Below are 26,082 nucleotides of genomic sequence, written 5' to 3'. Positions count from 1 at the left end.
CCGCCACTGTTCACAAGGGCCACGCTCGACCTACGCTTGATCGTCATGGCACCCACACCAGCCGGAAACCACCGGACGCGCGTCCACGTGGTCAGCGACGTCCACGGCAACGCCCGCGACCTGGCCAGGGCCGGCGAGGGCGCCGACGCCCTGATCTGCCTGGGCGACCTCGTCCTCTTCCTCGACTACGCCGACCACTCGCGCGGGATCTTCCCCGACCTGTTCGGCGTCGAGAACGCCGACCGCATCGTCGCGCTGCGCACCGCCCGCCGCTTCGAGGAGGCCCGGGTGTTCGGGGCGGAATTGTGGGCCGGCCTCAAGGAGAACCGCGCCACGGTGGTCGAGGAGGCGGTGCGCAAGCAGTACGCCGAGCTGTTCGCCGCGTTCCCCTCTCCTACGTACGCCACCTACGGCAACGTCGACATGCCGGCCCTGTGGCGGGAGTACGCGGGCCCCGGGACGACCGTCCTCGACGGCGAGCGCGTCGAGATCGGCGGCCGGGTCTTCGGCTTCGTCGGCGGCGGCCTGCGCACACCCATGCGGACGCCGTACGAGATCAGTGACGAGGAGTACGCGGCGAAGATCGAGGCGATCGGCGAGGTCGACGTGCTCTGCACGCACATCCCGCCCGAGGTCCCCGAGCTGGTCTACGACACCGTCGCCCGCCGTTTCGAGCGCGGCAGCCGGGCCCTGCTGGACGCCATCCGCCGCACCCGGCCCCGGTACTCCCTCTTCGGGCACATCCACCAGCCGCTGGTGAGAAGGATGCGGATCGGCGCGACCGAGTGTGTGAACGTGGGCCACTTCGCCTCGACCGGGACCCCGTGGGCGCTGGAGTGGTGAGGACGTCCCAGGTCGGGTGAGATCCGCGGGCCCCGTGCGCGGTAGCCTTCACGCTGCACACACGTGCGCAGGACGACGTCTTACCGGCCCGTATCTGGAGGAGCCACGGCGATGGCGGAACACACCAGCTCGAGCATCACCATCGAGGCCGCCCCGGCCGACGTCATGGCGGTCATCTCCGACTTCGGCCGCTACCCGGACTGGACCGGCGAGGTGAAGGAGGCGGAGGTCCTCAAGACCGACGCCCAGGGCCGCGCCGAGCAGGTCCGCCTCGTCATGGACGCGGGCGCGATCAAGGACGACCAGATCCTCGGGTACACCTGGACCGGCGAGAACGAGGTGTCCTGGACGCTGGTGAAGTCCCAGATGCTGCGCTCCCTCGACGGCTCGTACATCCTCAAGCCGTCCGGCGCTGGCGGTACGGAGGTCACGTACGTACTGACCGTGGACGTCAAGATCCCCATGCTCGGCATGATCAAGCGCAAGGCGGAGAAGGTCATCATCGACCGGGCGCTCGCGGGGCTGAAGAAGCGCGTGGAATCTGGCAAGTAGAGCCGCGACGCAAGGGGTGCCCGCGGTGCCGGGAGCGGGCCCCGCGCGGCTGGTCGCGCGCCCACGCGGCGGAGCAACCCGTCCAACACGGCTCCGCGCCCCTTGAGGGCGTCCACGGCTCCGCCCGCCTTGAGGGGCGTGCACGGTTCGGCGCCCCTTGAGGGGCGTCTCGGTTACCGTTCAACCCCATGCGCACCATCCTGATCACCGGCCCCGGCGGCAGCGGCCGTACCACCCTCGCGGCCGCGACCGCCCTGGCCGCGGCGGCCGGGGGTACCCGCACCCTCGTCCTCGGCACCGACCGCACGGACACCCTCGGTGCCGCACTGGGCGTGCGGACCGGCCCGGCCCCGGTCCAGGCGGCACCCCGGCTCACCGCCTGGAGGCCCGACGCCGCCCAGGACTTCCGCAGGGACCTCACCGCACTCCAGGAGCGCGCCTCCACCGCCCTCGACCTCCTCGGCGCCTCCCGCCTCGACCCCGAGGAACTCACACCCCTGCCCGGCGCCGGGGAACTCGCCCTGCTGCGCGCCCTGCGCGACGCCGCGCTGTCGGAGAAGTACGACACCCTCGTCGTCGACCTCCCCCCGGCCCCGCAGGCCCTCGCCCTCCTCGCCCTGCCCGAGGAACTCCGCCGCTACCTGCGCCGGCTGCTCCCGGCCGAACGGCAGGCCGCCCGCGCCCTGCGCCCCGTCCTGGGCCGCCTCGCCGGCGTCCCCATGCCCGCCGAGTGGCTCTACGAGACGGCCGGCCGCTGGGACCTGGAACTGGCCGCCGTCGAAGCCGTCGTCGCCGACCGCGACACCGTCGTACGCCTGGTCGCCGAGCCCGGCCCGGCCGGTGCCGAGGCGCTGCGCACCGCCGCCCTCGGCCTCGCCCTGCGCGGTCTGCGCACCGACGTCGTGATCGCCAACCGCGTCCTGCCCGAGGCGTCCCCGGACACCTGGCTCGCCGGCCCCGTCGCCCAGCAGCGCAAGACGCTGGAGGACTGGCGGGAGTCGTACGACGTCCGCACCGCCCCCCACCTCGGACACGACCCGCGCGGCACCGACGACCTCACCGCGCTCACCGTGCCCGGCGTCCAGCCGGCGCCCCCCGCGGCCGACTGGCCCGTGACCGACCGGCTCGCCGACGACGGCGTCCTCGTCTGGCAGATCCCGCTGCCCGGCGCCATACGCGAGGAACTGGACCTCGTCCGACGCGGCGACGAACTCGTCGTCACGGCGGGGCGGTTCCGCCGGATCGTCCCGCTGCCCTCCGCACTGCGCCGCTGCACCGTCGACGGAGCCGCCCTGCACGAGGGCGAGCTGCGGATCCGCTTCGTACCCGACCCCGGGCTGTGGCCGCGGAACCCGTGAGGCAGCGGGTACCGGACCGGGGGAAAACGGGTGGCCCCGGCCCGTGAACGCGGTACGCCCGTTCGGGTAACGTCGTAGGGACGAACCGTAGTCAGGAGTCCGTCATGAGCGAAGAGCTCCCCCCGTCCGGCGCCGCCCGCGAAGAGGCCGCGGACGAGGTACGGGCGAGCGACGCCGACGCCTGGGCGACCGCGTGCGCCGAGGACCTCCAGGCCGAGAAGGCCCGCCGCCGCACCCAGTACGGCACGCCCCCGGGCTCCGCGGCCGACGAGCTGAAGAAGCTCGTCGACACCCTCGCGGAGAAGCTGTCCGGCGTGCAGTCCCCGTTGCTCGGCGCGGTCGCGGGGCCCGCGGCGCAACAGGTCGTACGGCAGGTCGTCCAGCAGGCCAAGGACGCCGTGGAACCCGTCATCGAGCGCAACCCGGACGTCTTCGACCACCTGGCGGCGGCCGGTAACGAACTCCTCGCCGCCTACCGTTCCGCCGTCCAGGCCCAAGAGCGCCGCTGGACCGGCCGCGACGATCAGGACGACCCCCGTGAGCAGGGCGGACGCCGGGACGGCGACGACGACGCCGGTCCCGGGGAGCGCATCGACCTGGACTGAGTCCCCGGCCCCGGCCGAGCGGGGTCCCGGTGCGGCGCCCGGGGGTGCCCACCGTGCGGACGACGCCGACCCGACGGCAGGGCCTCGGGTACCGTTATCCGTAGCGGGGCTCGACCGAAACTGAGGGATTCATGGGACTCACCATCGGCGTCGACATCGGCGGCACGAAGATCGCGGCCGGCGTGGTCGATGAGGAAGGCAACATCCTCTCGACCCACAAGGTGCCGACCCCGGGCACGGCTGAGGGCATCGTGGACGCCATCGCCTCGGCGGTGGACGGCGCACGCGTCGGTCACGACATCGTCGGCGTGGGCATCGGTGCCGCCGGCTACGTGAACCGGCAGCGCTCCGAGGTCTACTTCGCGCCCAACATCCACTGGCGCAACGAGCCGCTCAAGGAGAAGGTCGAGGCCCGCGTAAGCCTCCCGGTGGTCGTGGAGAACGACGCCAACGCGGCGGCGTGGGGCGAGTACAAGTTCGGTGCCGGCAAGGGCCACCGCAACGTCATCTGCATCACCCTCGGCACCGGCCTCGGCGGCGGCATCATCATCGGCAACAAGCTGCGCCGCGGGCACTTCGGTGTGGCCGCCGAGTTCGGGCACATCCGCATGGTGCCGGACGGCCTGCTGTGCGGCTGCGGCTCCCAGGGCTGCTGGGAGCAGTACGCGTCGGGCCGGGCACTGGTGAGGTACGCCAAGCAGCGCGCCAACGCCACCCCCGAGAACGCCGAGATCCTGCTCGGCCTCGGCAACGGCACGCCCGAGGGCATCGAGGGCAAGCACATCTCCATGGCCGCCCGCCAGGGCGACCGGGTCGCCGTCGACTCCTACCGCGAACTGGCCCGCTGGGTCGGTGCGGGCCTCGCCGACCTGGCCTCCCTCTTCGACCCCTCCGCGTTCATCGTCGGCGGCGGCCTCTCCGACGAGGGCGAACTGGTTCTGGGCCCGATCCGCAAGTCCTACAAGCGCTGGCTGGTCGGCGGCAACTGGCGCCCGGTGGCCGAGGTCCGCGCGGCGGAACTGGGCAACAAGGCGGGCCTGGTCGGAGCGGCCGACCTGGCCCGCGAGCCCGACCCGATCATGTAAGCGCCGTCAGGGTGCGCGCCCCGGGGGCGCGGGGAACTGCGCGATCGAGCACGTGCGACCGGCACTCGCGCACCATCCCCGCGCCCCGCCCCTTTGGGCGTAAATTGATCACATGCCGCTGCTCCCCAACTCCCGTACGGAACCCGATGGTTCCGCGGTCATCAGGGTCCTCAGCTACAACATCCGCTCCATGCGCGACGACACCGCCGCCCTGGCCCGCGTCATCAAGGCCTGCGAGCCCGACCTGGTCCTGATCCAGGAAGCCCCCCGCTTCTTCCGCTGGCGCAAGAAACTCGCCCGCCTGGCCCTCGCCTCCGACCTGGTGACCGTCACCGGCGGCGCCACCACCACGGGCCCGGCGATCCTCAGCTCGCTCCGGGTGGGCGTCGAACGCACGGAGGACATCCTCCTGCCCCCCACCCCCGGCCTGCACCGCCGCGGCTTCGCCACCGCGGTCGTCCGCATCGCCGGCGCCCGCCTCGGCGTGCTCAGCTGCCACCTGTCCCTCCAGAAGGACGAGCGCTACGAGCAGTCCGGCATGCTGCTGGACCGGCTCGCCGGAATGAGTGTGCAGCACATGATCGCCGGCGGCGACCTCAACGAACGCCCCGACGGCCCGGCCTTCCGACGGCTGGCCGGCAGACTGACGGACTGCCGGGCCGCGGCCCCCTGGGGCGGCGAGCACACCTGGACACCCGCCGACCCCTACCAGCGCATCGACGCGATCTTCACGACGAAGGGCATCGAGGTGCTGGGCTGCGGCGTGCCGGTCGGGCAGCCGGGAGTGTCCGACGCAGACCTGAGGGCGGCCACGGACCACCTTCCGGTCCTGGCCGCCCTCAGGGTCCCCGCCGCCTAGACGACCGCGCCCCGCCCCGGGTCGTCGTCCTCCTCGTCGTCCGTACGCATGCGCATCACCAGCGTCGCGAATCCGCCGACGAAGCCGCCGATCCCCAGCGTGGCCAGCCACCAGGTCATGTCCCAGCCGAGCAGCACGGCCAGCAGGAGCAGCACCGGCCCGCCGAGCACGCCGAGCCAGGCGAACTTGGCCGTGGGGTCGGCGGTGGGCAGCGGAGGCGGCTCCGGGGGCACGAAGTGGCCCTCGTCGTCCTCGTCGAAGTCGTCCTCGGCGGGCTCGGGCGTGGTGTAGTCGCGCGGGCCGACGCCGGGTGCGAACGAGACGGAGCCGCCCAGCGGCTTCACGCCCTTGTCTCCGGGCTCCCCGGGCTCCCCGGCCTTCTGCGGCTCGGCCGGCTTGACGGTGTCCCCGGACTTCACGGCCGTGTCGCCCCGGTCGCCGTCGAGCCCGGCGTCGTTGGTCCCGGCCGCCGGCAGGGCCAGGTCCTCGATCGACTTGAACGGCTTGGCGCCCGGCGGGTCCGGCGGCTCCTCGCCGTACCCGGCGACGATCGCCGCCCAGGCGGCCTCCTCGTCGAAGGGGACGCCCTTCTCCTCCGGCTCCCGGCCCTCACGGTCGGAGTCGTGCTCAGCCACCTGCGGTCGTCCCTTCCTTGCCGAGCCCGGGCTCCTTGCCGAGGGCGGACGAGATGCGGCCGATGAACGCGAGGCTCTCCTCGTGAATACGGTCCGCGTCATGGTCCAACGTGGCGACGTGGTAGCTCTGTTCCAGGATGACCTCTTTCACGTCCGTCGAGGAGATGCGGCTCAGGATCCGGGCGGAGTCGGCGGGCGGCACCACATGGTCCTGCGGACTGCGCATCAGCAGCACCGGCTGCGTGACCTGTGGCAGCTCGCGGTCGGTGGCCTGGAAGAACTGCCGCAGCGAGTGCGCCGCGTGCAGCGGCACCCGGTCGTAGCCGAGCTCCCTGCCGTCCGGCTTGGCGATGTCGCTGGCGATGCCCTTCGTCGCGGGGACGAGGTGACGCACCACCGGCAGGGCGTGCGCGGCCAGGCCGTGCACCTTGTTCGCGGGATTGACCAACATGACACCGCGCACGGCGTCGCCGTGCTTGGCGGCCAGCCGCAGGGCCAGCGCGCCGCCCATGGACAGACCGGCCACGAAGACCGTCTCGTGGCGCTCGCACAGCAGACGCAGCGCGCGGTCCACCTCCGCGTACCAGTCCTGCCAGCCGGTGATCCGCAGGTCCTCCCAGCGCGTACCGTGCCCGGGCAGCAGCGGCAGGGAGACGGTCAGGCCGTGCTCGGCGAGGTGCTCCGCCCAGGGGCGCAGCGACTGCGGTGATCCGGTGAAGCCGTGGCAGAGGAGGACGGCGACCTCTCCGCCCTCGTGGTGGAACGGCTCGGCTCCGGCTAGGACCGGCACCTTCGGCCTCCTGGTCGTGGGAAGGGACTGGCACGATCACGAAATGTCACGGAACGTCATGGAAGGGGTTCGCGCGTCGTGCGCGGGACCTTCACCGTACGCGACCGCACTGACACCGACCAGGGCCGTCGGCGCCTTTGACAGCGCTCCGGGTTAGGGTCTGACCGACACATACAGGAGGCACTCGGTTGTTGTACGGCGCGATGAAGGTCACCATCGGGGGTCCGCTGAAGCTCGCCTTCAGACCCTGGGTGGAGGGCCTGGAGAACGTACCCGCCGAGGGCGCTGCGATCCTGGCGAGCAATCACCTGTCGTTCTCCGACTCCTTCTTCCTGCCCGCCGTCCTCGACCGCAAGGTCACCTTCATCGCGAAGGCCGAGTACTTCACCACGCCCGGCGTGAAGGGCCGGATGACGGCCGCCTTCTTCAAGGGGGTCGGGCAGCTGCCCGTGGACCGTTCCGGTGCGCGTGGCGCGGGTGAGGCGGCCATCAAGAGCGGCATCGACGTGCTGGAGCGCGGTGAGCTGTTCGGGATCTACCCGGAGGGCACGCGCTCGCCCGACGGACGGCTCTACCGGGGCAAGCCGGGCGGCCTCGCGCGCGTGGCGCTCGCGAGCGGCGCGCCGGTCATCCCCGTCGCGATGATCGACACGGAGAAGATCCAGCCACCCGGGAAGGTCATGCCGAAGCTGATGCGGCCCGGCATCCGGATAGGCAAGCCCCTGGACTTCAGCCGCTACCAGGGCATGGAGCACGACCGCTTCGTGCTGCGCGCGGTGACCGACGAGGTCATGTACGAGATCATGAACCTCTCCGGCCAGGAGTACGTCGACATGTACGCCACGGCCATGAAGCGGCAGCTCACGGAAGCGGCGAAGGCGGAGAAGGAAGCCGAGAAGGCGGCCAAGGCCGCTCTCGTGCGGGCCGAGAAGGAACGCGCTGAGAAGGAAAAGCAGGAGCAGGAAAAGCAGGCGCAGGAAGCGCAGGAGAAGGAAGCGTAGGAGAAGGAAGCGCAGGCGGAGCGGCGGCGGACCGAGCCCTAGCCGGGGCTTCGGTCGGGGGGCGGGGGAGATGGCCAGGCGTGAGCGAGTCATGAGGATGTCGGTCGAGCAGCCGCTGTGGCGTGCCCTCACCGCCTACCGGGTGCTGACGATGCTGTACGCGGTCGGCCTGTTCGCCACCGCCCACGACGAGTTCCCCCGCCCCTGGATCGCCGTCGCCTACTACGCCGTGCTGGGCACCTGGACCCTGGCCACGCTGCCCCGGGTCGCGAACGCCGCCCGCTGCACCAAGCGGTTCCTCGCCGCCGACCTCACCATCGCCGTCGTGGGCATCCTGCTCACGCCCGTCGCCGACGCCCACGAGCGGATCCAGTCGGGCGGCCCGACGCTTCCGTCGATATGGACGGCCGGCGCCGTTCTCGCCTTCGCCATCAAGGGCGGCTGGCGCTGGGCGGCCCTCGCCTCCGGCCTCGTGGCCGTCGCCAACCTGATCGAGCGCGGCAGCCCGGCCCGTGACACCGTCCACAACGTCATCCTGGTCTGCATCGCCTCCATCGCCATCGGCTACGTCGTCGAGGTCGCCCGCGCCTCCGAGCGCACCCTCGCCCGCGCCCTGGAGATCGAGGCCGCCACGAGGGAGCGGGAGCGCCTCGCCCGGGACATCCACGACAGCGTGCTCCAGGTGCTGGCGATGGTGCAGCGCCGCGGGGCCGTACTCGGGGGAGAGGCGGCCGAACTGGGCCGGATGGCCGGTGAGCAGGAGGTGGCGCTGCGCACCCTGGTCTCGGGCGGTCTCGTGCCCGTCTCCCGGATCTCGGAGGACACCACCGAGGGCGCGGTCGTCCGGGCCGTCGACGAGGAGCCCGAGCCGAGCGGCCCCGTCGACCTGCGCGCCCTGCTCGCGCCCTACGCCGGGGCCAGGGTCAGTCTCGCCGAGCCCGGCGCGCCCGTGCCGCTGGCGCCGGCCGCCGCCCGGGAGGTGGCCGCGGCGGTCGGGGCCGCCCTGGACAATGTCCGCCGGCATGCCGGGGAGGACGCCCGCGCGTGGATCCTGGTGGAGGACGAGCCGGACGAGGTGATCGTCACCGTGCGGGACGACGGCCCCGGCATCCCGGAGGGGCGGCTCGTCCAGGCCGAGGGCGAGGGGCGGCTCGGCGTCGCCCTGTCCATCCGCGGCCGGCTGAGCGACCTCGGCGGCAGCGCGGAGCTCGTCTCGGTGCCGGGACAGGGCACGGAGGTCGAGATGAAGGTACCGAAGGAACAGACGAACACACGGGGGAAGGCGGAGCAGCGATGACGGACACCACCGGGGACCGGCGGGACCCGATCACAGTCATGGTCGTCGACGACCACCCCATGTGGCGCGACGCCGTCGCCCGCGACCTGGCCGAGTCGGGCTTCGAGGTGGTCGCCACCGCGGGCGACGGCGACCAGGCCGTACGGCGGGCCAAGGCCGCCGCGCCCGACGTCCTCGTGCTCGACCTGAACCTGCCCGGCAAGCCCGGAGTCCAGGTCTGCAAGGAGGTCGTCGGCGACAACCCCGCGCTGCGCGTTCTCGTGCTGTCCGCGAGCGGTGAGCACGCCGACGTCCTGGAGGCCGTGAAGTCCGGCGCGACCGGCTATCTGCTGAAGTCGGCCTCCACGGGCGAGCTCCAGGACGCGGTCCGCCGCACGGCCGTCGGCGACCCGGTCTTCACCCCCGGCCTCGCCGGGCTGGTCCTCGGCGAGTACCGCCGCCTGGCCTCCGAACCGGCCCCGGCCCCCGACACCGACGAACCCAAGGCGCCCCGGCTCACCGACCGCGAGACCGAGGTGCTGCGGCTGGTCGCCAAGGGCCTGAGCTACAAGCAGATCGCCGAACGCCTGGTCATCTCCCACCGCACGGTCCAGAACCACGTCCAGAACACCCTCGGCAAGCTCCAGCTGCACAACCGCGTGGAACTGGTCAGGTACGCGATAGAGCGCGGCCTCGACGACGAGTGAGGCGCCCGTCACACTGACCCTTCGTCAGGCACCTGCGGCGAAGGGACTGTTCCATGCGCGTCGGAGTACTGACCGGAGGCGGCGACTGCCCCGGCCTCAACGCCGTCATCCGGGCCATCGTCCGCAAGGGCGTGCAGGAGTACGGCTATGACTTCACCGGCTTCCGGGACGGCTGGCGAGGGCCCCTGGAGAACGCCACCGTCCGTCTCGACATCCCCGCCGTGCGCGGCATCCTGCCCCGCGGCGGCACCATCCTCGGCTCCTCGCGGACCAACCCGCTGAAGGTGACGGACGGCATCCGCCGGATCAAGCGGACTCTCGCCGAGCTGGAGGTCGAGGCGCTGATCACCATCGGCGGCGAGGACACCCTCGGCGTGGCCGCCCGCCTCTCCGACGAGCACGGCGTGCCCTGTGTGGGCGTGCCGAAGACGATCGACAACGACCTGTCCGCCACCGACTACACCTTCGGCTTCGACACCGCCGTCGGCATCGCCACCGAGGCCATCGACCGGCTGCACACCACCGCCGAGTCCCATATGCGCGTCCTGGTCGTCGAGGTGATGGGCCGGCACGCCGGCTGGATCGCGCTCCACTCAGGCCTGGCCGGCGGCGCCAACGTCATCCTCATCCCCGAACAGCGCTTCGACGTCGAGCAGGTGTGCGCCTGGGTGACCTCCCGGTTCCGGGCGTCGTACGCGCCGATCGTGGTCGTCGCCGAGGGGGCGATGCCGAGGGACGGCGACATGGTCCTCAAGGACCGGTCACTGGACTCCTTCGGGCACGTCCGGCTGTCCGGGGTCGGCGAGTGGCTCGCCAAAGAGATCGAGAAGCGCACCGGCAACGAGGCCCGCACCACGGTCCTCGGCCATGTCCAGCGCGGCGGCACCCCCAGCCCCTTCGACCGCTGGCTCGCCACCCGCTTCGGGCTGCACGCCATCGACTGCGTCCGCGACCGCGACTTCGGCCGGATGGTCGCCCTGCGCGGCACCGATATCGTCCGCGTCCCCATCGCGGACGCCACGTCCCGTCTGAAGACGGTGGATCCGGCGCTGTACGAGGAGGTCGGGGTGTTCTTCGGCTGACGGCCCGGCGCCAGAAGCGGGTCGGGCGGTCGGTCTGTTCTTGGGCTGGCGGCCCGGTGCCCGGTGCCCGGTGTGGGTCGGGCGGTCGGGGGGTTCTTCGGCCGACCGCCTGGCCCCCGGTGCCGGTCGGGGCCGGGCGGCCCCGACCGGACCGGGTCAGACCGAGGGCGCGCCCGTGCCCCGCACCTGCGCCACCAGCTCTCGCACCACCGCCGCGCCGTTCAGCGTCAGCACCGACTCGGGGTGGAACTGCACTCCCGCGAACCCGCGAGCGCGCAACGCGTGCACCTCCCCGTTGGCGGCGCGTGCGACCTCGACCCCGCGCGCCGACAGTCCGGCCGCCTCCTCGTCGCCGCAGCGCGCCACGAAGCTGTTGTAGAAGCCGACGGTCTCCCGCCGCCCGAACAGCTCGATCTCCGTCTGCGCCCCCTGGTACGGCACTTCCTTCCGCACGATGTCCAGCCCCAGCTCGGCCGCGATCAGCTCGTGCCCGAGGCACACCCCCAGCACGCCCTGCCGTTCGCTCCGGATCACCTCGGCGGTGAGGCCGCGCAGGAAGCGCATCTTGGGGTCGGCGAGGTCGGACGGGTCGCCCGGACCGGGCCCGAGCACGACGGGCCCCTCATGTGCGAGCACCGCCTCCCGCAGCCCCGGCTCGTCGTACCGCCGCACGCTCACCTCCAGGCCGCCGGCGCGCAGCACGTGCGCGAGCATCGCAGTGAAGGTGTCCTCGCCGTCGACGACCAGGGCATGTCCGGTCAGTTCCGCGGAGCGCTCCTGCATCCGCAGCCAGAAGGGCGCGAGCGAGGAGCGGCGTCCGTCGAGCACCGCACGCACCCTGGGGTCGTCGGCCAGCCGCGGCCGCACGGACTCCTCACGCGGCCTTCCGGGCCGAACCCCCAGGGCCGCCAGGACACCCGCCGCCTTCGCATGGGTCTCCGCGACCTCGCTCCGCGGGTCGGACCCGCGCACCAGCGTGGCGCCGACCGGAACGCGCAGCCGCCCGTCGGAGGAGATGTCGGCGGTGCGGATCAGGATCGGGGAGTCGAGGGTCTGGGCGCCGCCGGAGTCCCCGCCGATCAGGGCCAGCGCGCCCGCGTAGTAGCCCCGCCCCCCGGCCTCGTGCCGTTCGATGACCCGGCAGGCGTTCTGCACGGGCGAGCCGGTGACGGTCGCCGCGAACATCGTCTCCCTCAGCACGTCCCGCACGTCCAGGGAGGACTTCCCGCGCAGCTCGTACTCGGTGTGGGCGAGGTGCGCCATCTCCTTCAGCCGGGGCCCGATCACGACCCCGCCCATGTCGCCGACGGTGCACATCATCTTGAGCTCCTCGTCGACGACCATCGACAGCTCCTCGATCTCCTTGCCGTCGGCGAGGAAGCCGAGCAGGTGCTCGGGCGTGGGCCCCTCGGCGGGGTAGCGGTAGGTGCCGCTGATCGGGTTCATGACGACCGTGCCGCCGGACATCCGCACGTGCACCTCGGGGCTGGCCCCGACCAGCGTGCGCTCCCCGGTGTGCACCACGAACGTCCAGTACGCCCCCCGCTCGCCCTCCAGCAGCCGGCGGAACAGGGCCAGCGCGTCGGCCCGCCCGAACCCGGGGATCTCTCCCTCGTACGTCCGCCGGATCACGAAGTTCGCGCCCTCGCCCCGCCCGATCTCCTCCCGCAGTACCTGTCCGACGATCTGCTCGTACTCGTCGTCGGCGACGTCGAAGCCGCCGTTCCCGACGCGCACGTCGTGCGCCGGGAGCTGCTTCAGGGCGTCGGCCAGCGGGACGTCGTACGACTCCTGGGGCGTGAGCGCCAGCAGGGGCGTGCCGTCGTCGCGGACGTCGAAGCCGCGCTCGCGGATCTGCCGGAAGGGCACCAGCGCGAGGCTCCGGTCGGGGAGGTCGGCGAGGCGGTCGTGCGGCGTGACCGGGCCGATGAGGACCTCGACCAGCTCGTGGTCGTGGCCCGGGGTGCGGCGGCGCAGCAGGGCGAACGGACGGGGGTCGTCCAGCAAGCCGAGCAGGTTCATGGGTCCGTGCTCCATCTCGGTGAGAGAGGAACGGACCCCGGGAAACACCGAAGGCCGCCCCTCGGGCGGCCTTCGCGAAGTCTTGTGTACGCGCAGTCAGCGGGCCGCCGGATGAGCGGTCCACCACCAGGTCTGGGTCGAGTGCGCGAACATGCGACGCACCCTACCCCATGACCGAGGAGTGTTCGGGGTGTCTCAATTGCTGGTCATGAGTCAGGACGTCCCACACGACCCCGTAATGTTGAGGTCGTGACCGTGAACGCTAAGACCAGCGCCTCCGCTGGCAACACCTGGCGAGACCTGCCCGCGGCGCAGCAGCCCGAGTACCCCGACACCGAGGCTCTGCGCGCAGTGATCGCGGACCTCGAGTCGTATCCGCCGCTCGTCTTCGCGGGCGAGTGCGACCAGCTGCGCGCCCGGATGGCGGCCGTCGCCAAGGGAGAGGCGTTCCTCCTCCAGGGCGGCGACTGCGCCGAGGCCTTCGACGCGGTGTCCGCAGACCACATCCGCAACAAGCTGAAGACGCTGCTCCAGATGGGCGCCGTGCTCACGTACGCCGCGTCCGTGCCGGTCGTGAAGGTCGGCCGTATCGCCGGCCAGTACTCCAAGCCGCGCTCCAAGCCGACCGAGACCCGCGACGGCGTGACGCTGCCGACCTACCGCGGCGACTCCGTCAACGGCTTCGACTTCACCGAGGCCGCGCGTATCCCGGACCCCGAGCGGCTGAAGCGGATGTACCACGCGTCCGCCTCCACGCTGAACCTCGTGCGCGCCTTCACCACCGGCGGCTACGCCGACCTGCGCCAGGTGCACGCCTGGAACCAGGACTTCGTGAAGTCGTCCCCGTCGGGGCAGCGCTACGAGCAGCTGGCGCGCGAGATCGACAACGCGCTGAACTTCATGCACGCCTGCGGGACCGACCCGGAGGAGTTCAAGACGGTCGAGTTCTACGCCTCGCACGAGGCGCTGCTGCTCGACTACGAGTCCGCGCTGACCAGGGTCGACTCGCGCACCGGGCAGCTGTACGACGTCTCCGGCCACATGGTGTGGATCGGTGAGCGCACCCGGCAGCTGGACCACGCGCACATCGAGTTCGCCTCGAAGATTCGCAACCCCGTCGGCATCAAGCTGGGTCCGACGACCACCGCCGAGGACGCTCTGCAGTACATCGAGCGCCTCGACCCGGAGCGGGAGCCGGGCCGGCTGACGTTCATCGTCCGCATGGGCGCCGACAAGGTCCGCGACAAGCTCCCCGAGCTGGTGGAGAAGGTCACCGCCTCGGGTGCCACCGTCGCCTGGATCACCGACCCGATGCACGGCAACACCTACGAGGCGGCCTCCGGGCACAAGACCCGCCGCTTCGACGACGTGCTCGACGAGGTCAAGGGCTTCTTCGAGGTCCACAAGGCCCTCGGCACCCATCCGGGTGGCATCCACGTGGAGCTCACCGGCGACGACGTCACCGAGTGCGTGGGCGGCGGCGACGAGATCTTCGTCGACGATCTGCACCAGCGCTACGAGACGGCCTGCGACCCGCGGCTCAACCGCAGCCAGTCGCTGGACCTGGCGTTCCTCGTGGCCGAGATGTACAGGGACCAGTGACGTACAGGGGCCAGTGACGGGGCCGCCTGTTACCGGGGCATGGACTGGGGCGCGGATCACACGATCCGCGCCCCTCTCCACTTTTGCGCTCCGGACCCGACGGGTAAGGTTAGGTTAGCCTCACCGGTCAACGGGGACGGCACACCTGACAACGACCCGTCGGAGGTGAACCGCGTGTACATCTGCAGTTGCTTCGGGATCACCGAGCAGCAGGTCAAGCAGCACGCGGACGGCGGCGCCTGCACTCCCCGCCAGATAGCCTCCGCCTGCAAGGCGGGCACGGACTGCGGGTCCTGTGTGCGCCGTATCCAGGCCATCCTCGGCAGGGGAGCCTGCCCGCGCCGCGAACTGGCCGACCGGGGCGAGCAGGTGCTCACGGAGCTGGAAGACGCCGCCTGACGGCAGGGCCGGGCTGTCCGGACAGCGCTTCTAGCTGGGCTGCTCGATCTGCTGCGCGAGGTACAGCGCCTCGCCGAGCTTGTCGATCAGCTCCAGCTGCGTGTCCAGGTAGTCGATGTGGTGCTCCTCGTCCTCCAGGATCGACTCGAAGAGGTTCGCGGACGTGACGTCGCCCTTGCTGCGCATCACCTCGATGCCGCGCCTGAGCCGGTCGATGGCCTCGACCTCGACCTGCCGGTCCGCCTGGAACATCTCGGTGACCGTCTGGCCGACCCGTACATGGAAGAGCCGCTGGTAATTGGGCAGGCCGTCCAGCATGAGAATGCGTTCGGTGATCTTGTCCGCGTGCTTCATCTCATCGATGGACTCTTCACGCGTGTACTTGGCGAGCTTGGTCCAGCCCTTGTTGTCCTGGATCCGGTAATGCAGCCAGTACTGGTTGATCGCCGTCAGCTCGCCGGTCAGCTGCTCGTTGAGGAATTCGAGGACCTCGGGGTCGCCCTGCATCGCAGAGGCTCCTTCCACGCGGTGGAACTGGCAGGTTGCGCCGCATGATTCCACTGGTGAAGAAGATCGTCCAGTAAGTCTCCACTTACTAAGTAAGGGCATGCTTAGTTGAGTTTGTCCTTTTTCGCGGTGGGCCCGGTCAGGGGCATCACCCGAGGTCTGTCAGGATGGAGTCATGGGTCAGCCGCTGGAACACCAATCGGGAGAAGGGCGCGATCCAGCAGGAGCGACGCAGCCGGAGCTGCCCCCGGGACAGCGGCTGCAACGCGGCTGGCCGGTCACGCACTACGGGCCCGTCCCCAAGTTCCGGCCCGAGCGCTGGGAGTTCCGGGTCTTCGGCGCCACCGCCGGCGGCGGCAAGCACTGCTGGACCCACGAGGAGCTCACGGCCCTGCCCCACACCACCGTGGTGGCCGATCTGCACTGCGTGACGAAGTTCAGCATGCTGGGCGCCGAGTGGGGCGGCATCCCCGCGCGCACGCTCCTCGACCTCGCCCCGCCCGCCGCCGACGTCACCCATGTGATGGTGTGGGCCGAGTACGGATTCAGCTCCAACCTGCGGCTGTCCGACTTCGCCGACGAACAGGTCCTCTTCGCCACCCACAAGGACGGCGAACTGCTCACCGCCGAACACGGCTTCCCCCTGCGCCTGATCGTGCCCCACCTCTACGCCTGGAAGGGCCCCAAGTGGGTGCGCGGCGTGGAGTACATGACCGCCGACCGGCGGGGCTTCTGGGAGGAGCGCGGCTACCACAACGTCGGCGATCCCTGGCAGGAGCAGCGTTACTCGTACCAGGAGGAGCCCGGGGACGGCCCCGGCCTCTGACGGGCCCGGTCGTCGCCGTCGCGCTCAGCCCTCGCGCAGCTTCTTCAGCCGCTCCACGTCGGCCGCATGCCCCTGCTTGCCGCCCGGCGTCTCGATGATCAGCGGCACACCCTCGGTCGCGGGGTGGGTCATCAGGGCACGGAACGGGTCCTCGCCGATGTGGCCGACACCGATGTTCTCGTGCCGGTCCTTGTGGGCGCCCACCACGTCCTTGGAGTCGTTGGCGTGGATCAGCTTCAGCCGGCCCTCGCCGACCGTGTCCACCAGCAGGTCCAACGTCTGCTGCATGCCGCTCGGGCCGGTCAGGTCGTGCCCGGCGGCGAAGATGTGACAGGTGTCCAGGCACACGCCGAGCATCGGGTGGGCGTCCAGCGCCTCGAAGTACGGGCCGAAGTCCCAGGTCCGCGAGCACAGCGAGGCGCCCTGCCCGGCCGTCGACTCCAGCAGCAGGAACGGGTCGTCGTCGTGGGTCAGCTCGTCCAGCAGCGGCAGCAGGTGCTCCCGTACCTGCTTCAGCGCCACGGACCGCTCCCGGCCACCGGTCGCGCTGCCCGTGTGCACGACCACGCCGAGCGCCCCGATCTCGCGCCCGCGCCGCAGCGAATGCCGCAGCGACTCCACCGACCGCTCCACGGTCGCCTCGGTGTGCGAGCCGAAGTTGATCAGGTAGGGGGCGTGCACATAGGCCGGGACCGACTCGGCCGCGCACGCGGCGCGGAACGCCTCGTCCTGTTTCGGGTTTCCGGTCGGCGTGGCCCAGCCGCGCGGGTTGGCGACGAAGACCTGGACGGCCTCCGCCCTCAGGTCACGGGCGTACGACAGGCCTACGGAATGGAGCCCGCCGGCCACGGGGACGTGGCCGCCCACGGGGTTGCGGGAGGGGCCGGACAGCTGACTGTTCACCCGTTCAGGGTGTCATGCGTCCGGCCCTGCCCCGTCCACGGGCCGCCGCCCGCGCCTCTCACCTGATCTTGATGGTGATCGTCGAGCCCTTGGGCGCCGTCGCGCCGCCGTCGACGGACTGGCTCTTGACCTCGTCGCCGAACAGGCCGAGCAGACCGCGGTCCTCGTCGACCTGGAACCCGGCGCCCTCCAGCGCCCGCGTGGCGTCCTCGACGCTGTCGCCGACCACGTCAGGGACCTCGACCATCTCGGGGCCCTTCGACAGCGTCAGCGTCACGGTGTCGCCCTCGGCCGCCGGGCCGCCGGACTTCGGCGCCTGCCGGACGACCTGGCCCTTGTCGTACTCGGAGGAGTTGACCCGCTCGGTGGCGATCTTCACCTTGAGGCCGGCTTCCTTCAGCTCGGCCCGGGCGTCGGCCTCGTCGTCACCGGTGACGTCGGGGAGGTCGATGCGGGCACCCCTGCTGACGACCAGAGCGACAGCCGTACCCGTACGCACCTTGGTGCCGTCCGCCGGGCGCGCGGAGATCACCGAGCCCCGCGGCACCTCCTCGCTGAACTCCCGGGTGACCATGCCGGGCACCAGCTCGTCCTCCCCCAGCCGGTACCGCGCCTCCTCCAGCTCCCGGCCCGCGAGGGCGGGCACTCGCACGGTCTCAGGGCCGTCCGAGATGGTGAACGACACGGAGCCGTGGAGGCGGATACGAGCACCCGGCTCGGGGTACATGCCCAGGATCGTGCCGCGCTTGACGGTGTCGCTGTGGGCGTGGTTGACCTCGCCGACCTTGAGCCCGGCTTCCTCCAGCTGGTCCTTGGCCTGCTCCTCGGTCTTCGACAGCAACGGCGGAACCTTGGTGAACTGGCCGGAGTTGACGTACCAGAGGCCCGCGCCGACGCCGAGGACCAGCAGCAGGGTGACGACGATCGAGACGACGCCGCGCCGCGGCAGGCGCCGCCCGGGTGGTGGGGGAGGCGGTGTCTCCAGCAGGCTGGTGCGGAGCACCTCCGGCTCGGCGTCCTCGTCGACGGGCAGCAGGCGCGGCACCGTCAGCGAGCGCGGGATCACACTCGTACGGTCGTCGGCGTTGTCGTGCTCCAGGGTGACCGCCTGCGGAGGCAGCGCGTCCAGCTGGTCCGCGCCGAGCCTCTCGCGCGACTGACGCGTCTGCGCCAGCAGCGCCACGGCGTCGTACGGGCGCAACTCGGGGTTGCGAGCGGTCGCCGAGGCGACCAGCTCGTCCAGCTCGTACGCCAGCCCCGGCACCGACGCCGAGGGCGGCGGGACGTCCTCGTGGAGGTGCTTGTACAGGATGACGGCGGGGGAGTCCCCGTCGTGCGGCCTGTCGCCGGTCAGCATCTCGTACAGCATCACGCCGCACGCGTACACGTCGACGCGGGGATCGGCGGTGCCGTTCTCTATCTGCTCCGGGGCGAGGTACGAGACCGTGCCGAGGACGGTGCCGGTGGTGTTCGTCACCGTGTCCACCGCCCGGACCAGACCGAAGTCGGCGACCTTGACCCGGCCGTCGTCCCCTATGAGGACGTTCTCGGGCTTCATGTCGCGGTGCACGAACCCGGCGCGGTGGGCGGCGCCCAGCGCGGCCAGCACCGGCTCCAGGATGTCCAGGGCGGCGCGCGGCTGGAGGGCACCGCGCTCGCGCAGCACGTCGCGCAGGGTGCAGCCCGCCACGTACTCCATCGCCAGGTACACGTACGAGCCGTCGGTGCCCTGGTCGAAGACCTGCACCACGTTCGGATGGGCCAGCCGGGCCACGGACTTCGCCTCGCGGATGAACCGCTCGACGAACGAGGCGTCGACCGCGAGCGAGGGGTGCATCACCTTGAGCGCGAGGACCCGGTCGAGCCGGGTGTCCACGGCCCGGTAGACCGTGGCCATCCCGCCGACCGCGATCCGCGCGTCGATGCGATACCGGCCGTCGAGCACCTGCCCGACCAAGGGGTCCTGAAGGGTCGTGTCCACGCAGGCGAGTGTACGAGCCACGACCGACAGCCCCGTCGCCCCGCCTGATTTCGCGGCGGGACTGCAGCCGACCTGTGACGTGTGTCCCGCGCCTTATCGGAAAGCGGGCCGCTCCGGGTCCAGGGCGGCCATTCCCTCCGTCGGGGACGACGCCTCCGCGAAATGCCGCCGTGGGATACGCCCGGCCCGGTACGCCAGCCGCCCCGCCTCCACCGCGTGCCGCATGGCCTCGGCCATCAGCACGGGCTCCTGCGCCCGCGTCACCGCCGAGGCGAGCATCACACCCGCACACCCCAGCTCCATCGCCAGCGCAGCGTCCGACGCCGTACCGGCACCGGCGTCCAGGATCACCGGCACGCGCGCGTGCTCGACGATCAGCTGGAAGTTGTGCGGGTTGCGGATCCCCAGGCCGGAGCCGATCGGCGAACCCAGCGGCATGATCGCCGCGCAGCCCGCGTCCTCCAGCTTCCGCGCCAGCACCGGGTCGTCGTTGGTGTACGGCAGCACCGTGAACCCGTCGTCGACCAGCGTCTCGGCCGCCTCCAGCGTCTCGATGGGGTCGGGCAGCAGCGTGCGCTCGTCGGCGATGACCTCCAGTTTGATCAGGTCGGTGCCGAGGGCCTCGCGCGCGAGGCGGGCCGTGAGGACGGCCTCGCCGGCGGTGAAGCAGCCCGCCGTGTTGGGCAGCACCCGGATGCCAAGACGGTCGAGGACGGACAGCACCGAGCCGTGCACCGAGGCGTTCACCCGGCGCATGGCGACCGTCGTCAGCTCCGTCCCGGACGCGACCAGCGACCGCTCCAGCACGTCGAGGCTGGGCGCCCCGCCCGTGCCCATGATCAGACGGGACGTGATGGACGTACCGCCGAGGACAAACGGATCGTCGGCCATGGTCAGCCTCCCTGGACGGCTGTGAGGACTTCCACGCGGTCTCCCTCGGAGAGGGGGGTGGCGGACCACCGCGTGCGCGGGACGACGGTTTCGTTGAGGGCGGCGGCCACCCCCGAGGGCGAGGCCGTGAGCGACCTCACGACGGTGTCGAGAGCGGTGCCGGGCCGGACGTCCCGGGGCTCCCCGTTGACGGAGATGTTCATGCGGGCTGCTCCGTGAGTGCGGTGGTGCTGAAGCGCTTCGGGGTGAAGGGCCGGGCCTCCTCCGGGAGTTCGCCCGTGGCCAGGGCGTACGCCAGGGCGTCGCCGGTCACCGGCGTGAGCAGGACGCCGTTGCGGTAGTGCCCGGTGGCCAGCAGCAGGCCCTCCAGGCCGGTCGGGCCGAGCAGGGGCGCGTTGTCGGGGGAGCCGGGCCGCAGCCCGGCCCGGGTCTCGGTGAGCGCCAGCTCGGTGATGCCCGGCACCAGTTCGTGCGCGTCCCGCAGCAGCTCGTACACACCGCCCGCGGTCACGGTGGTGTCCCAGCCGAGCTCCTCGCTCGTGGCCCCGACGACGAGTTCGCCGCTCTCGCGCGGCACCAGGTAGACGTGGCTGCCGCGCACGACCGCGCGCACGGTACGGCTCAGGAACGGCTCGTGCCGCGGCGGCATCGTCAGCCGTACGACCTGCCCCTTCACCGGCCGCACGGGAGGCAGCACGTCCTCCGGGACACCGTCGAGCCGCCCGCTGAGGCTGCCTCCGGCGAGCACCACCTGCCCGGCGGCCACCGCGGTCCCGTCGGCCAGGACGACACCCGTGACCCGGTCCCGTACGACGGTCAGCCGCTGCGCCCACACCCGGTGGAAGACCACGCCCGCCCGCTCGCACGCGGCGACCAGGGCACCGGCCAGCCGCCGGGGGTCGATCTGGTGGTCGCCGTCGACCCGCAGCCCGCCGCGCACGCCCGGCGCGAGCATCGGCTCCAGGCGCCGGCACTCGCGCCCGGACAGCCACTGCGACTCCAGGCCCGACTGCTGCTGCAGGGCGTGCAGTTCGCGCAGATGGGCCCGGTCGTCGGCGTCCAGCGCGACGGCGAGCGTGCCGCAGCGGCGGTAGCCGAGGTCCTGGCCGGTCAGCTCGGTGAGCTCGGCGGCGAAGTCCGGGTAGCGCCGGGCGGAGGCGAGGTTCAGGCCGAGCAGGGTCTGCTCGCCGTAGTGCAGTTCCGTGACGGCGGCCAGCATGCCGGCCGCGACCTGCGCGGCCCCGCCGCCCGGCTCGGGATCCACGACGGCCGTGGCGAACCCGCGCTGCGCGGCCCGCCAGGCCGTGACCAGGCCGATGATCCCGCCCCCGACGACCAGGACGTCTGACGATGTGGACGTGGGCGACATGGGCGTCCAGCCCCTCCCTTCGCCGGCATGACCCGGATCAGGTTCGTACGGTCGGAGGCCGCCAGCCTCCCTCTCAGCCCGGTGCGTCCGGGCTCCCGCGAGTGCTTTACGTTGGCCACCCTAGCCCGATGCCCCGTGCCGCAGTAAGGGAGCCTCCGTCCATGCCCCGATCCCTCGACGGTCTCGTCCTCGCCCCGGTCGCCGACCAGGCACCGGGCCAGGTGGGCACCCGCACCCGCTTCACGTACCACGAGCGGGAGGGCGAGATCTGGGCCGAGTACGCGGGCGGCGATGTCGTACGCGGGCACCTCGTGGGTACCCGTGAAGGTGACCGGCTGGACTTCCGGTACGTCCAGCTGAAGCGGGACGGGACCACCTCCTCGGGGCACTGCGTGTCGGCGGTCGTGGAGCTGCCCGACGGGCGGGTGCGACTGGAGGAGACCTGGGAGTGGGAGTCCGGGCAGGGCGGCGGCACGAGCGTTGTGGAGCAGGTCACGGCGTATGAGGACTGACTGACAATTCGTCAGGTGTCTATGGTGATCAGGTGAGCGAGCAGACGCAGGAACCAGGTTCGTCCGCGCCGCGGCGCGTCGTGGTGGCGGGTGCGGGCATGGCCGGGGTGCAGACCGCCGTCGCCCTGCGCGAGCGGGGCTTCCCCGGCGAAGTGATCCTGCTCGGCGCCGAGCCTCACCAGCCCTACGACCGGCCCCCGTTGTCCAAGGCCGTGCTGCTCGGCAAGTCCGAGGGCTCCGCCTTCGACATCGACTTCGAAGCCCTCGGCGTCGAACTGCGGCTTGGCTGCGAGGTGCTGGGCCTGCGCCCGGGCGACCACGAGCTCGACACCGCGGACGGGCCCGTGCCGTACGACGTCCTGGTCGTCGCGACCGGCGCCGAACCGATCCGGCTGCCCGGCGCGGAGGGCGTGCCCGGCGTGCATCTGCTGCGCACCCTGGACGACGCCGAGCGGCTGCGGCCGGTGCTCGCCCGGCGGCACGACATCGTGGTCGTCGGCGCGGGCTGGATCGGCGCGGAGTTCGCCACGGCCGCGCGCGAGGCGGGCTGCGCGGTGACCGTCGTGGAGGCCGCGGAACGGCCGCTCGCCGCAGCGCTGCCCGCCGAAGTCGCCACCCCGATGACCGGCTGGTACGCCGACGCGGGCGTGCTCCTGCGGACGCAGGCGCGCGTGGAACGCGTCGAGCCGGGCGCGGTACTCCTGGACGACGGATCGCGGCTGCCCGCGGGCGCGGTCGTCGTCGGCATCGGGGCCCGCCCCGCGACGGCCTGGCTGGCCGGCTCCGGGATCGAGCTCGGTGCGCACGGCGAGATCGTGGCCGACGAGCATCTGCGCACGTCCGTGCCGGACGTGTACGCCGTCGGCGACTGCGCCTCCTTCCCCTCGGGGCGCTACGGCGAGCGCCTGCTGGTCCACCACTGGGACAACGCCCTCCAGGGGCCGCGCACGGTCGCCGTGAACATCGTCGGCCGGGCCACGGGGGAGACCCCGGCGGTGTACGACCCGGTGCCGTACTTCTGGTCCGAGCAGTTCGGGCGGTTCGTCCAGTACGCCGGGCACCACGCGGCCGCGGACACGATCCTGTGGCGGGGCGATCCCACAGGACCGGCCTGGACGGTCTGCTGGCTGCGCGGTGAGCGCCTGGTCGCGCTGCTGGCGGTGGGCCGGCCCCGGGACCTGGCGCAGGGCCGCCGCCTGATCGAGTCGGGTACCGCGATGAATCCGGTGCTGCTGGCGGATCCGGCCAGGCCCATGAAGGCGGCGACGGCCTGAGCTCAGGCGCCCTCGTGGAGCCACCCGGGCGGCGCTTCCGGGTCCGGCGCGTCCGCTCTCGTGGACCGGGTCGGCTTCCGACTGTCAGTGGCAGATGGCAGGCTGGTTTCCGTGACCGAGATTGACGCAAAGATCGATGCTCTCGTCCCCGCCTGGCTCACCCTCCCCGACATCGCCGAACAGTTCGGCGTCGAGGTGACGCGTGTGCGGCAGCTGGTCAAGGACGGCCAGCTCATCGCCGTACGCCGCGGTGAGAACCGCGCGCTGCACGTCCCCGCCGCCTTCATCGACGGGGACAAGGTCGTCAAGGGCCTGTCCGGGACCCTGACGCTCCTGCGGGACGACGGCTTCACGGACGAAGAGATGCTGGAGTGGCTCTTCACCCCCGACCCCAGCCTGCCCGGCACCCCCGCGCAGGCGCTCAGTGAGAACCGCGGCACGGAGGTGAAGCGCCGCGCCCAGGCGCTTGCGGTCTGACCCGGCCTCGACCGGCCAACCGTCCGGTGCCGTGTGAGCGGGGCCGGACCTGAACAACCGCCCGAGTGGGGGCCGTGGCCCGAGGGGCCACGGCCCGGGGTGGATCGCGCCTGTCAGGGTGGTGCGCGCCGCCGTAGGCGTGGTCCGCGCTTGTCAGGGCGGTGCACGCTCCCGGGGGAGCCGCGGGACCACTGCCACCGGAGACCTGGCGGGAACCGTAGGCAGGCGTAGGGTGCCCGAGGCGTTCGCGGCGGGACAGGGCCGCTCCCGCGCCGCGCGCCGCCGGCCTCCGCGGGCGCTCCCGCACGCCGCCGACGCACATGCGGGCCCACCGGCCCGCACACCACGACACCCAGGGGGACACGCATGACCGGCACCGCCGCCGCCCGGGCCCGGCTCGCCGACGCCCGGGTCTACCTCTGCACCGACGCGCGCAAGCGGCAGGGCGACCTCGGGGCGTTCCTCGACGCCGTACTGACCGGCGGGGTCGACATCGTGCAGTTGCGTGACAAGGGCATGGAGGCCGGTGAGGAGCTGGAGCACCTGGCCGTCTTCGCCGACGCCTGTGCCCGGCACGGCAAGCTGCTCGCGGTCAACGACCGGGCGGATGTCGCGCACGCCGCCGGCTCCGACGTCCTGCACCTCGGCCAGGGCGACCTCCCGGTCCCCGCGGCCCGCGCGCTCCTCGGCGACGACGTCGTCATCGGCCGCTCCACCCACGCCGAGTCCGAGGCCGCCGCGGCCGCCGTCCAGCAGGGCGTGGACTACTTCTGCACCGGGCCGTGCTGGCCGACCCCCACCAAGCCCGGCCGCCACGCGCCCGGCCTGGACCTCGTCCGGTACACCGCCGCCCTCGGCACCGACCGCCCCTGGTTCGCCATCGGCGGCATCGACCTCGGCAATCTCGACCAGGTCCTGGAGGCGGGCGCCCGGCGCGTCGTCGTCGTACGGGCGATCACCGAGGCCGACGACCCGGGGGCCGCGGCGGCCGAGTTCGCGAAGCGGCTGCGGGAGGTCTAGCCGAGACCGTTGTCCAAGGGATGGACAACAAGGGGACAATCCGGTCAAATCCCGGTCCACGGTTGGGGGACCGACCTCCCCTGGCTAACCTGCCGGTATGGCCCTCGGCACCGCATCCATCAGGTCGGACCACGCTCGCACCGTCCGCGACATGCTCGCGGCCGGCAAGACGACGTACTCCTTCGAGTTCTACGCCCCCAAGACCCCGAAGGGCGAGCGGAACCTGTGGAACGCGCTGCGCCGGGTCGAGGCGGTGGCGCCCGACTTCGTCTCCGTGACCTACGGCGCGGGCGGTTCCACCCGCGCGGGCACGGTCAAGGCGACCGAGGCGATCGCCTCCGACACCACCCTCACCCCGATCGCCCACCTCACCGCGGTCGACCATTCGGTGGCCGATCTGCGCAACATCATCGGCCAGTACGCCGACGCCGGGATCCGCAACATGCTCGCCCTGCGCGGCGACCCGCCCGGCGACCCCATGGGCGACTGGGTGCCCCACCCCCGGGGCCTCGCCTACGCCGCCGAACTCGTCGAGCTGATCAAGGCGTCCGGCGACTTCTGCGTGGGCGTCGCCGCCTTCCCGGCGATGCACCCGCGCTCCCTCGACTGGGACACCGACGTCCGCCACTTCATCGACAAGTGCCGGGCGGGCGCTGACTACGCCATCACGCAGATGTTCTTCCAGCCGGAGGACTACCTCCGGCTGCGCGACCGGGTCTCGGCCGCCGGCTGTGACACCCCGATCATCCCCGAGGTCATGCCGATCGCGAGCGTTAAGACGCTGGAGCGGATCGGCTCGCTCACCAACGCCGCGTTCCCGGCCGCCCTGAAAGAGCGGATCCTCACAGCACAAGACGATCCGGCCGCTGTACGCTCCATTGGTATCGAATTCGCCACGGAGTTCTGTGCGCGGCTGCTCGCCGAGGGGGTGCCCGGCTTGCACTTCATCACGCTCAACAACTCCACCGCGACACTGGAAATCTACGAAAACCTTGGCCTGCACCACTCAGCGCAGGCCTAGACCGTTCGCGCCGGTATACGACACACTGCGTAGCGGCCACTGGGAGAGGGGCGTACATGGGCTGGGCGGTCCTCTACATCGCGTTCGGCATCGTCGCGCTGTGGCTGCTGGGCGAGGTGCTGCTGCAGTACAAGGCGCGGCTGCGCTGGCGGCTGCTGGCCTTCGTCGGGTTCCTCGGTGTCGTCGTCGGTGTCCTGATCCCGTCGGTCGTCGTGATCGGACTGGGCGCGGCCGCCTTCGCGGTCGGGCAGACCTACGTCACCCTGTCGTTCCGCAGCGGCTTCGCGGCCGGCTGGGCGATGAACGCTCCCGCGCTGGGCGGCAGCAAGCGCCGTCGCGGTGAGCGCGGCCGCCAGGAACCGACCCTGGAGGTCTCCGGCCTGGAGGCCGAGGGCGCTCACGACGACGAGGCCGGCGCCTACCGCCGCGACGCCGCCTACGGCCAGGACGACGACTACGACCGCGACGACGTCTTCACCCCCGCC

General features: G+C 71.9%; 28 protein-coding genes, 1 pseudogene and 1 riboswitch. Of the genes and pseudogenes, 19 read left to right on the top strand and 10 right to left on the bottom strand.

Annotated features, from left to right (window positions below; translation table 11 throughout):
* Positions 1 to 45: 45 nt before the first annotated feature.
* From C1J00_RS05640 to C1J00_RS05615, 6 genes are all read left to right on the top strand, one after another.
* Entirely contained in the window at positions 46 to 843 is a 798-nt protein-coding gene (locus C1J00_RS05640; RefSeq protein ID WP_102907922.1) for a metallophosphoesterase family protein, read from the top strand.
* Between the two features lie 111 nt (positions 844 to 954).
* Positions 955 to 1,395, top strand: a complete 441-nt coding sequence (locus C1J00_RS05635) for an SRPBCC family protein (RefSeq protein WP_102907921.1) — start codon at positions 955 to 957, stop codon at positions 1,393 to 1,395.
* Positions 1,396 to 1,583: 188 nt separating this feature from the next.
* On the top strand, positions 1,584 to 2,753 hold the full coding sequence (locus C1J00_RS05630; RefSeq protein ID WP_102907920.1) for an ArsA family ATPase: 1,170 nt from the start codon (positions 1,584 to 1,586) through the stop codon (positions 2,751 to 2,753).
* Positions 2,754 to 2,857: 104 nt separating this feature from the next.
* Positions 2,858 to 3,358, top strand: coding sequence for a DUF5304 domain-containing protein (locus C1J00_RS05625; RefSeq protein WP_102907919.1), 501 nt, complete (start codon positions 2,858 to 2,860; stop codon positions 3,356 to 3,358).
* A 131-nt stretch (positions 3,359 to 3,489) separates the two neighbouring features.
* Positions 3,490 to 4,443, top strand: coding sequence for an ROK family glucokinase (locus C1J00_RS05620; protein ID WP_102907918.1), 954 nt, complete (start codon positions 3,490 to 3,492; stop codon positions 4,441 to 4,443).
* Positions 4,444 to 4,555: 112 nt separating this feature from the next.
* Entirely contained in the window at positions 4,556 to 5,302 is a 747-nt protein-coding gene (locus C1J00_RS05615; RefSeq protein ID WP_102907917.1) for an endonuclease/exonuclease/phosphatase family protein, read from the top strand.
* On the opposite strand, the gene C1J00_RS05610 is transcribed toward C1J00_RS05615, so the two are convergent.
* Positions 5,299 to 5,937, bottom strand: coding sequence for a hypothetical protein (locus C1J00_RS05610; protein ID WP_102907916.1), 639 nt, complete (start codon positions 5,935 to 5,937; stop codon positions 5,299 to 5,301). The two genes, C1J00_RS05615 and C1J00_RS05610, sit on opposite strands and share 4 nt — an antisense overlap.
* Complete coding sequence (locus tag C1J00_RS05605; protein ID WP_102907915.1) at positions 5,930 to 6,727, bottom strand: alpha/beta hydrolase; 798 nt, start codon at positions 6,725 to 6,727, stop codon at positions 5,930 to 5,932. The genes C1J00_RS05610 and C1J00_RS05605 overlap by 8 nt, the downstream gene beginning before the upstream one ends.
* Before the next feature lie 203 nt (positions 6,728 to 6,930).
* On the opposite strand from C1J00_RS05605, the gene C1J00_RS05600 reads away from it, so the two are divergent.
* From C1J00_RS05600 to C1J00_RS05585, 4 genes are all read left to right on the top strand, one after another.
* Positions 6,931 to 7,728 carry a lysophospholipid acyltransferase family protein gene (locus tag C1J00_RS05600; RefSeq protein ID WP_102907933.1) on the top strand — a complete coding sequence of 266 codons (798 nt, stop codon included), beginning with the start codon at positions 6,931 to 6,933 and terminating at the stop codon, positions 7,726 to 7,728.
* A 70-nt stretch (positions 7,729 to 7,798) separates the two neighbouring features.
* Positions 7,799 to 9,025, top strand: a complete 1,227-nt coding sequence (macS, locus tag C1J00_RS05595; protein ID WP_102907914.1) for a MacS family sensor histidine kinase — start codon at positions 7,799 to 7,801, stop codon at positions 9,023 to 9,025.
* Entirely contained in the window at positions 9,022 to 9,711 is a 690-nt protein-coding gene (locus C1J00_RS05590; RefSeq protein WP_102907913.1) for a response regulator, read from the top strand. Before macS ends, C1J00_RS05590 begins: the two co-directional genes overlap by 4 nt.
* Before the next feature lie 53 nt (positions 9,712 to 9,764).
* Positions 9,765 to 10,793, top strand: a complete 1,029-nt coding sequence (locus C1J00_RS05585) for a 6-phosphofructokinase (RefSeq protein WP_102907912.1) — start codon at positions 9,765 to 9,767, stop codon at positions 10,791 to 10,793.
* A gap of 156 nt (positions 10,794 to 10,949) precedes the next feature.
* On the opposite strand, the gene C1J00_RS05580 is transcribed toward C1J00_RS05585, so the two are convergent.
* Both C1J00_RS05580 and C1J00_RS48060 read right to left on the bottom strand, forming a co-directional pair.
* Positions 10,950 to 12,815, bottom strand: coding sequence for an anthranilate synthase family protein (locus C1J00_RS05580; RefSeq protein WP_102907911.1), 1,866 nt, complete (start codon positions 12,813 to 12,815; stop codon positions 10,950 to 10,952).
* Positions 12,816 to 12,911: 96 nt separating this feature from the next.
* Entirely contained in the window at positions 12,912 to 12,968 is a 57-nt protein-coding gene (locus tag C1J00_RS48060) for a trp operon leader peptide (protein WP_078625594.1), read from the bottom strand.
* Positions 12,969 to 13,064: 96 nt separating this feature from the next.
* Between C1J00_RS48060 and C1J00_RS05570 the strand changes: the two genes are divergently transcribed.
* The gene (locus tag C1J00_RS05570; RefSeq protein ID WP_102907910.1) at positions 13,065 to 14,417 is read left to right on the top strand and encodes a class II 3-deoxy-7-phosphoheptulonate synthase; all 1,353 of its coding nucleotides are present in this window, start codon (positions 13,065 to 13,067) and stop codon (positions 14,415 to 14,417) included.
* A gap of 165 nt (positions 14,418 to 14,582) precedes the next feature.
* Positions 14,583 to 14,816, top strand: coding sequence for a (2Fe-2S)-binding protein (locus tag C1J00_RS05565; RefSeq protein WP_102907909.1), 234 nt, complete (start codon positions 14,583 to 14,585; stop codon positions 14,814 to 14,816).
* Positions 14,817 to 14,846: 30 nt separating this feature from the next.
* Here the strand turns inward: C1J00_RS05565 and bfr are convergent, their stop codons facing one another.
* Positions 14,847 to 15,323: a bacterioferritin gene (gene bfr / locus C1J00_RS05560; protein ID WP_102907908.1), complete on the bottom strand. Its 477-nt coding sequence runs from the start codon at positions 15,321 to 15,323 to the stop codon at positions 14,847 to 14,849.
* A gap of 175 nt (positions 15,324 to 15,498) precedes the next feature.
* Between bfr and C1J00_RS05555 the strand changes: the two genes are divergently transcribed.
* Positions 15,499 to 16,149 carry a sulfite oxidase-like oxidoreductase gene (locus C1J00_RS05555; protein WP_102907907.1) on the top strand — a complete coding sequence of 217 codons (651 nt, stop codon included), beginning with the start codon at positions 15,499 to 15,501 and terminating at the stop codon, positions 16,147 to 16,149.
* Between the two features lie 24 nt (positions 16,150 to 16,173).
* On the opposite strand, the gene C1J00_RS05550 is transcribed toward C1J00_RS05555, so the two are convergent.
* The 5 genes from C1J00_RS05550 to thiO all read right to left on the bottom strand — a co-directional run bounded on the left by C1J00_RS05550 (position 16,174) and on the right by thiO (position 21,293).
* Complete coding sequence (locus tag C1J00_RS05550) at positions 16,174 to 17,052, bottom strand: deoxyribonuclease IV (protein ID WP_102907906.1); 879 nt, start codon at positions 17,050 to 17,052, stop codon at positions 16,174 to 16,176.
* A 58-nt stretch (positions 17,053 to 17,110) separates the two neighbouring features.
* Positions 17,111 to 19,033, bottom strand: coding sequence for a Stk1 family PASTA domain-containing Ser/Thr kinase (pknB, locus tag C1J00_RS05545; protein WP_180989424.1), 1,923 nt, complete (start codon positions 19,031 to 19,033; stop codon positions 17,111 to 17,113).
* A gap of 93 nt (positions 19,034 to 19,126) precedes the next feature.
* Positions 19,127 to 19,924, bottom strand: coding sequence for a thiazole synthase (locus tag C1J00_RS05540; protein ID WP_102907904.1), 798 nt, complete (start codon positions 19,922 to 19,924; stop codon positions 19,127 to 19,129).
* A 2-nt stretch (positions 19,925 to 19,926) separates the two neighbouring features.
* Positions 19,927 to 20,127, bottom strand: coding sequence for a sulfur carrier protein ThiS (gene thiS, locus C1J00_RS05535; RefSeq protein WP_102907903.1), 201 nt, complete (start codon positions 20,125 to 20,127; stop codon positions 19,927 to 19,929).
* Positions 20,124 to 21,293 carry a glycine oxidase ThiO gene (gene thiO / locus C1J00_RS05530; protein WP_102907902.1) on the bottom strand — a complete coding sequence of 390 codons (1,170 nt, stop codon included), beginning with the start codon at positions 21,291 to 21,293 and terminating at the stop codon, positions 20,124 to 20,126. Before thiO ends, thiS begins: the two co-directional genes overlap by 4 nt.
* Positions 21,291 to 21,402: riboswitch (TPP riboswitch) on the bottom strand. It overlaps the preceding gene by 3 nt.
* 52 nt (positions 21,403 to 21,454) lie before the next feature.
* Here thiO and C1J00_RS05525 point away from each other — a divergent pair.
* The 6 genes and pseudogenes from C1J00_RS05525 to C1J00_RS05500 form a co-directional block, all read left to right on the top strand.
* A complete protein-coding gene (locus C1J00_RS05525) occupies positions 21,455 to 21,805 on the top strand; it encodes an avidin-fold protein (protein WP_102907901.1) in 351 nt (116 codons plus the stop codon).
* 32 nt (positions 21,806 to 21,837) lie between these two features.
* Complete coding sequence (locus C1J00_RS05520) at positions 21,838 to 23,079, top strand: NAD(P)/FAD-dependent oxidoreductase (RefSeq protein WP_102907900.1); 1,242 nt, start codon at positions 21,838 to 21,840, stop codon at positions 23,077 to 23,079.
* A gap of 111 nt (positions 23,080 to 23,190) precedes the next feature.
* On the top strand, positions 23,191 to 23,556 hold the full coding sequence (locus C1J00_RS05515) for an Rv2175c family DNA-binding protein (protein ID WP_031131943.1): 366 nt from the start codon (positions 23,191 to 23,193) through the stop codon (positions 23,554 to 23,556).
* 366 nt (positions 23,557 to 23,922) lie between these two features.
* The gene (gene thiE / locus C1J00_RS05510) at positions 23,923 to 24,576 is read left to right on the top strand and encodes a thiamine phosphate synthase (RefSeq protein WP_102907899.1); all 654 of its coding nucleotides are present in this window, start codon (positions 23,923 to 23,925) and stop codon (positions 24,574 to 24,576) included.
* A gap of 97 nt (positions 24,577 to 24,673) precedes the next feature.
* Positions 24,674 to 25,597 carry a methylenetetrahydrofolate reductase [NAD(P)H] gene (metF, locus tag C1J00_RS05505; protein ID WP_102907898.1) on the top strand — a complete coding sequence of 308 codons (924 nt, stop codon included), beginning with the start codon at positions 24,674 to 24,676 and terminating at the stop codon, positions 25,595 to 25,597.
* A gap of 56 nt (positions 25,598 to 25,653) precedes the next feature.
* A pseudogene (locus C1J00_RS05500) lies at positions 25,654 to 26,082 on the top strand (hypothetical protein); the annotation flags it as partial.

It is taken from the genome of Streptomyces cahuitamycinicus (assembly GCF_002891435.1).
Classification (GTDB): domain Bacteria; phylum Actinomycetota; class Actinomycetes; order Streptomycetales; family Streptomycetaceae; genus Streptomyces; species Streptomyces cahuitamycinicus.
The sequence above is the reverse complement of the archived record's forward strand: the minus strand, read 5'-3'. Positions and strand labels throughout refer to the sequence as shown.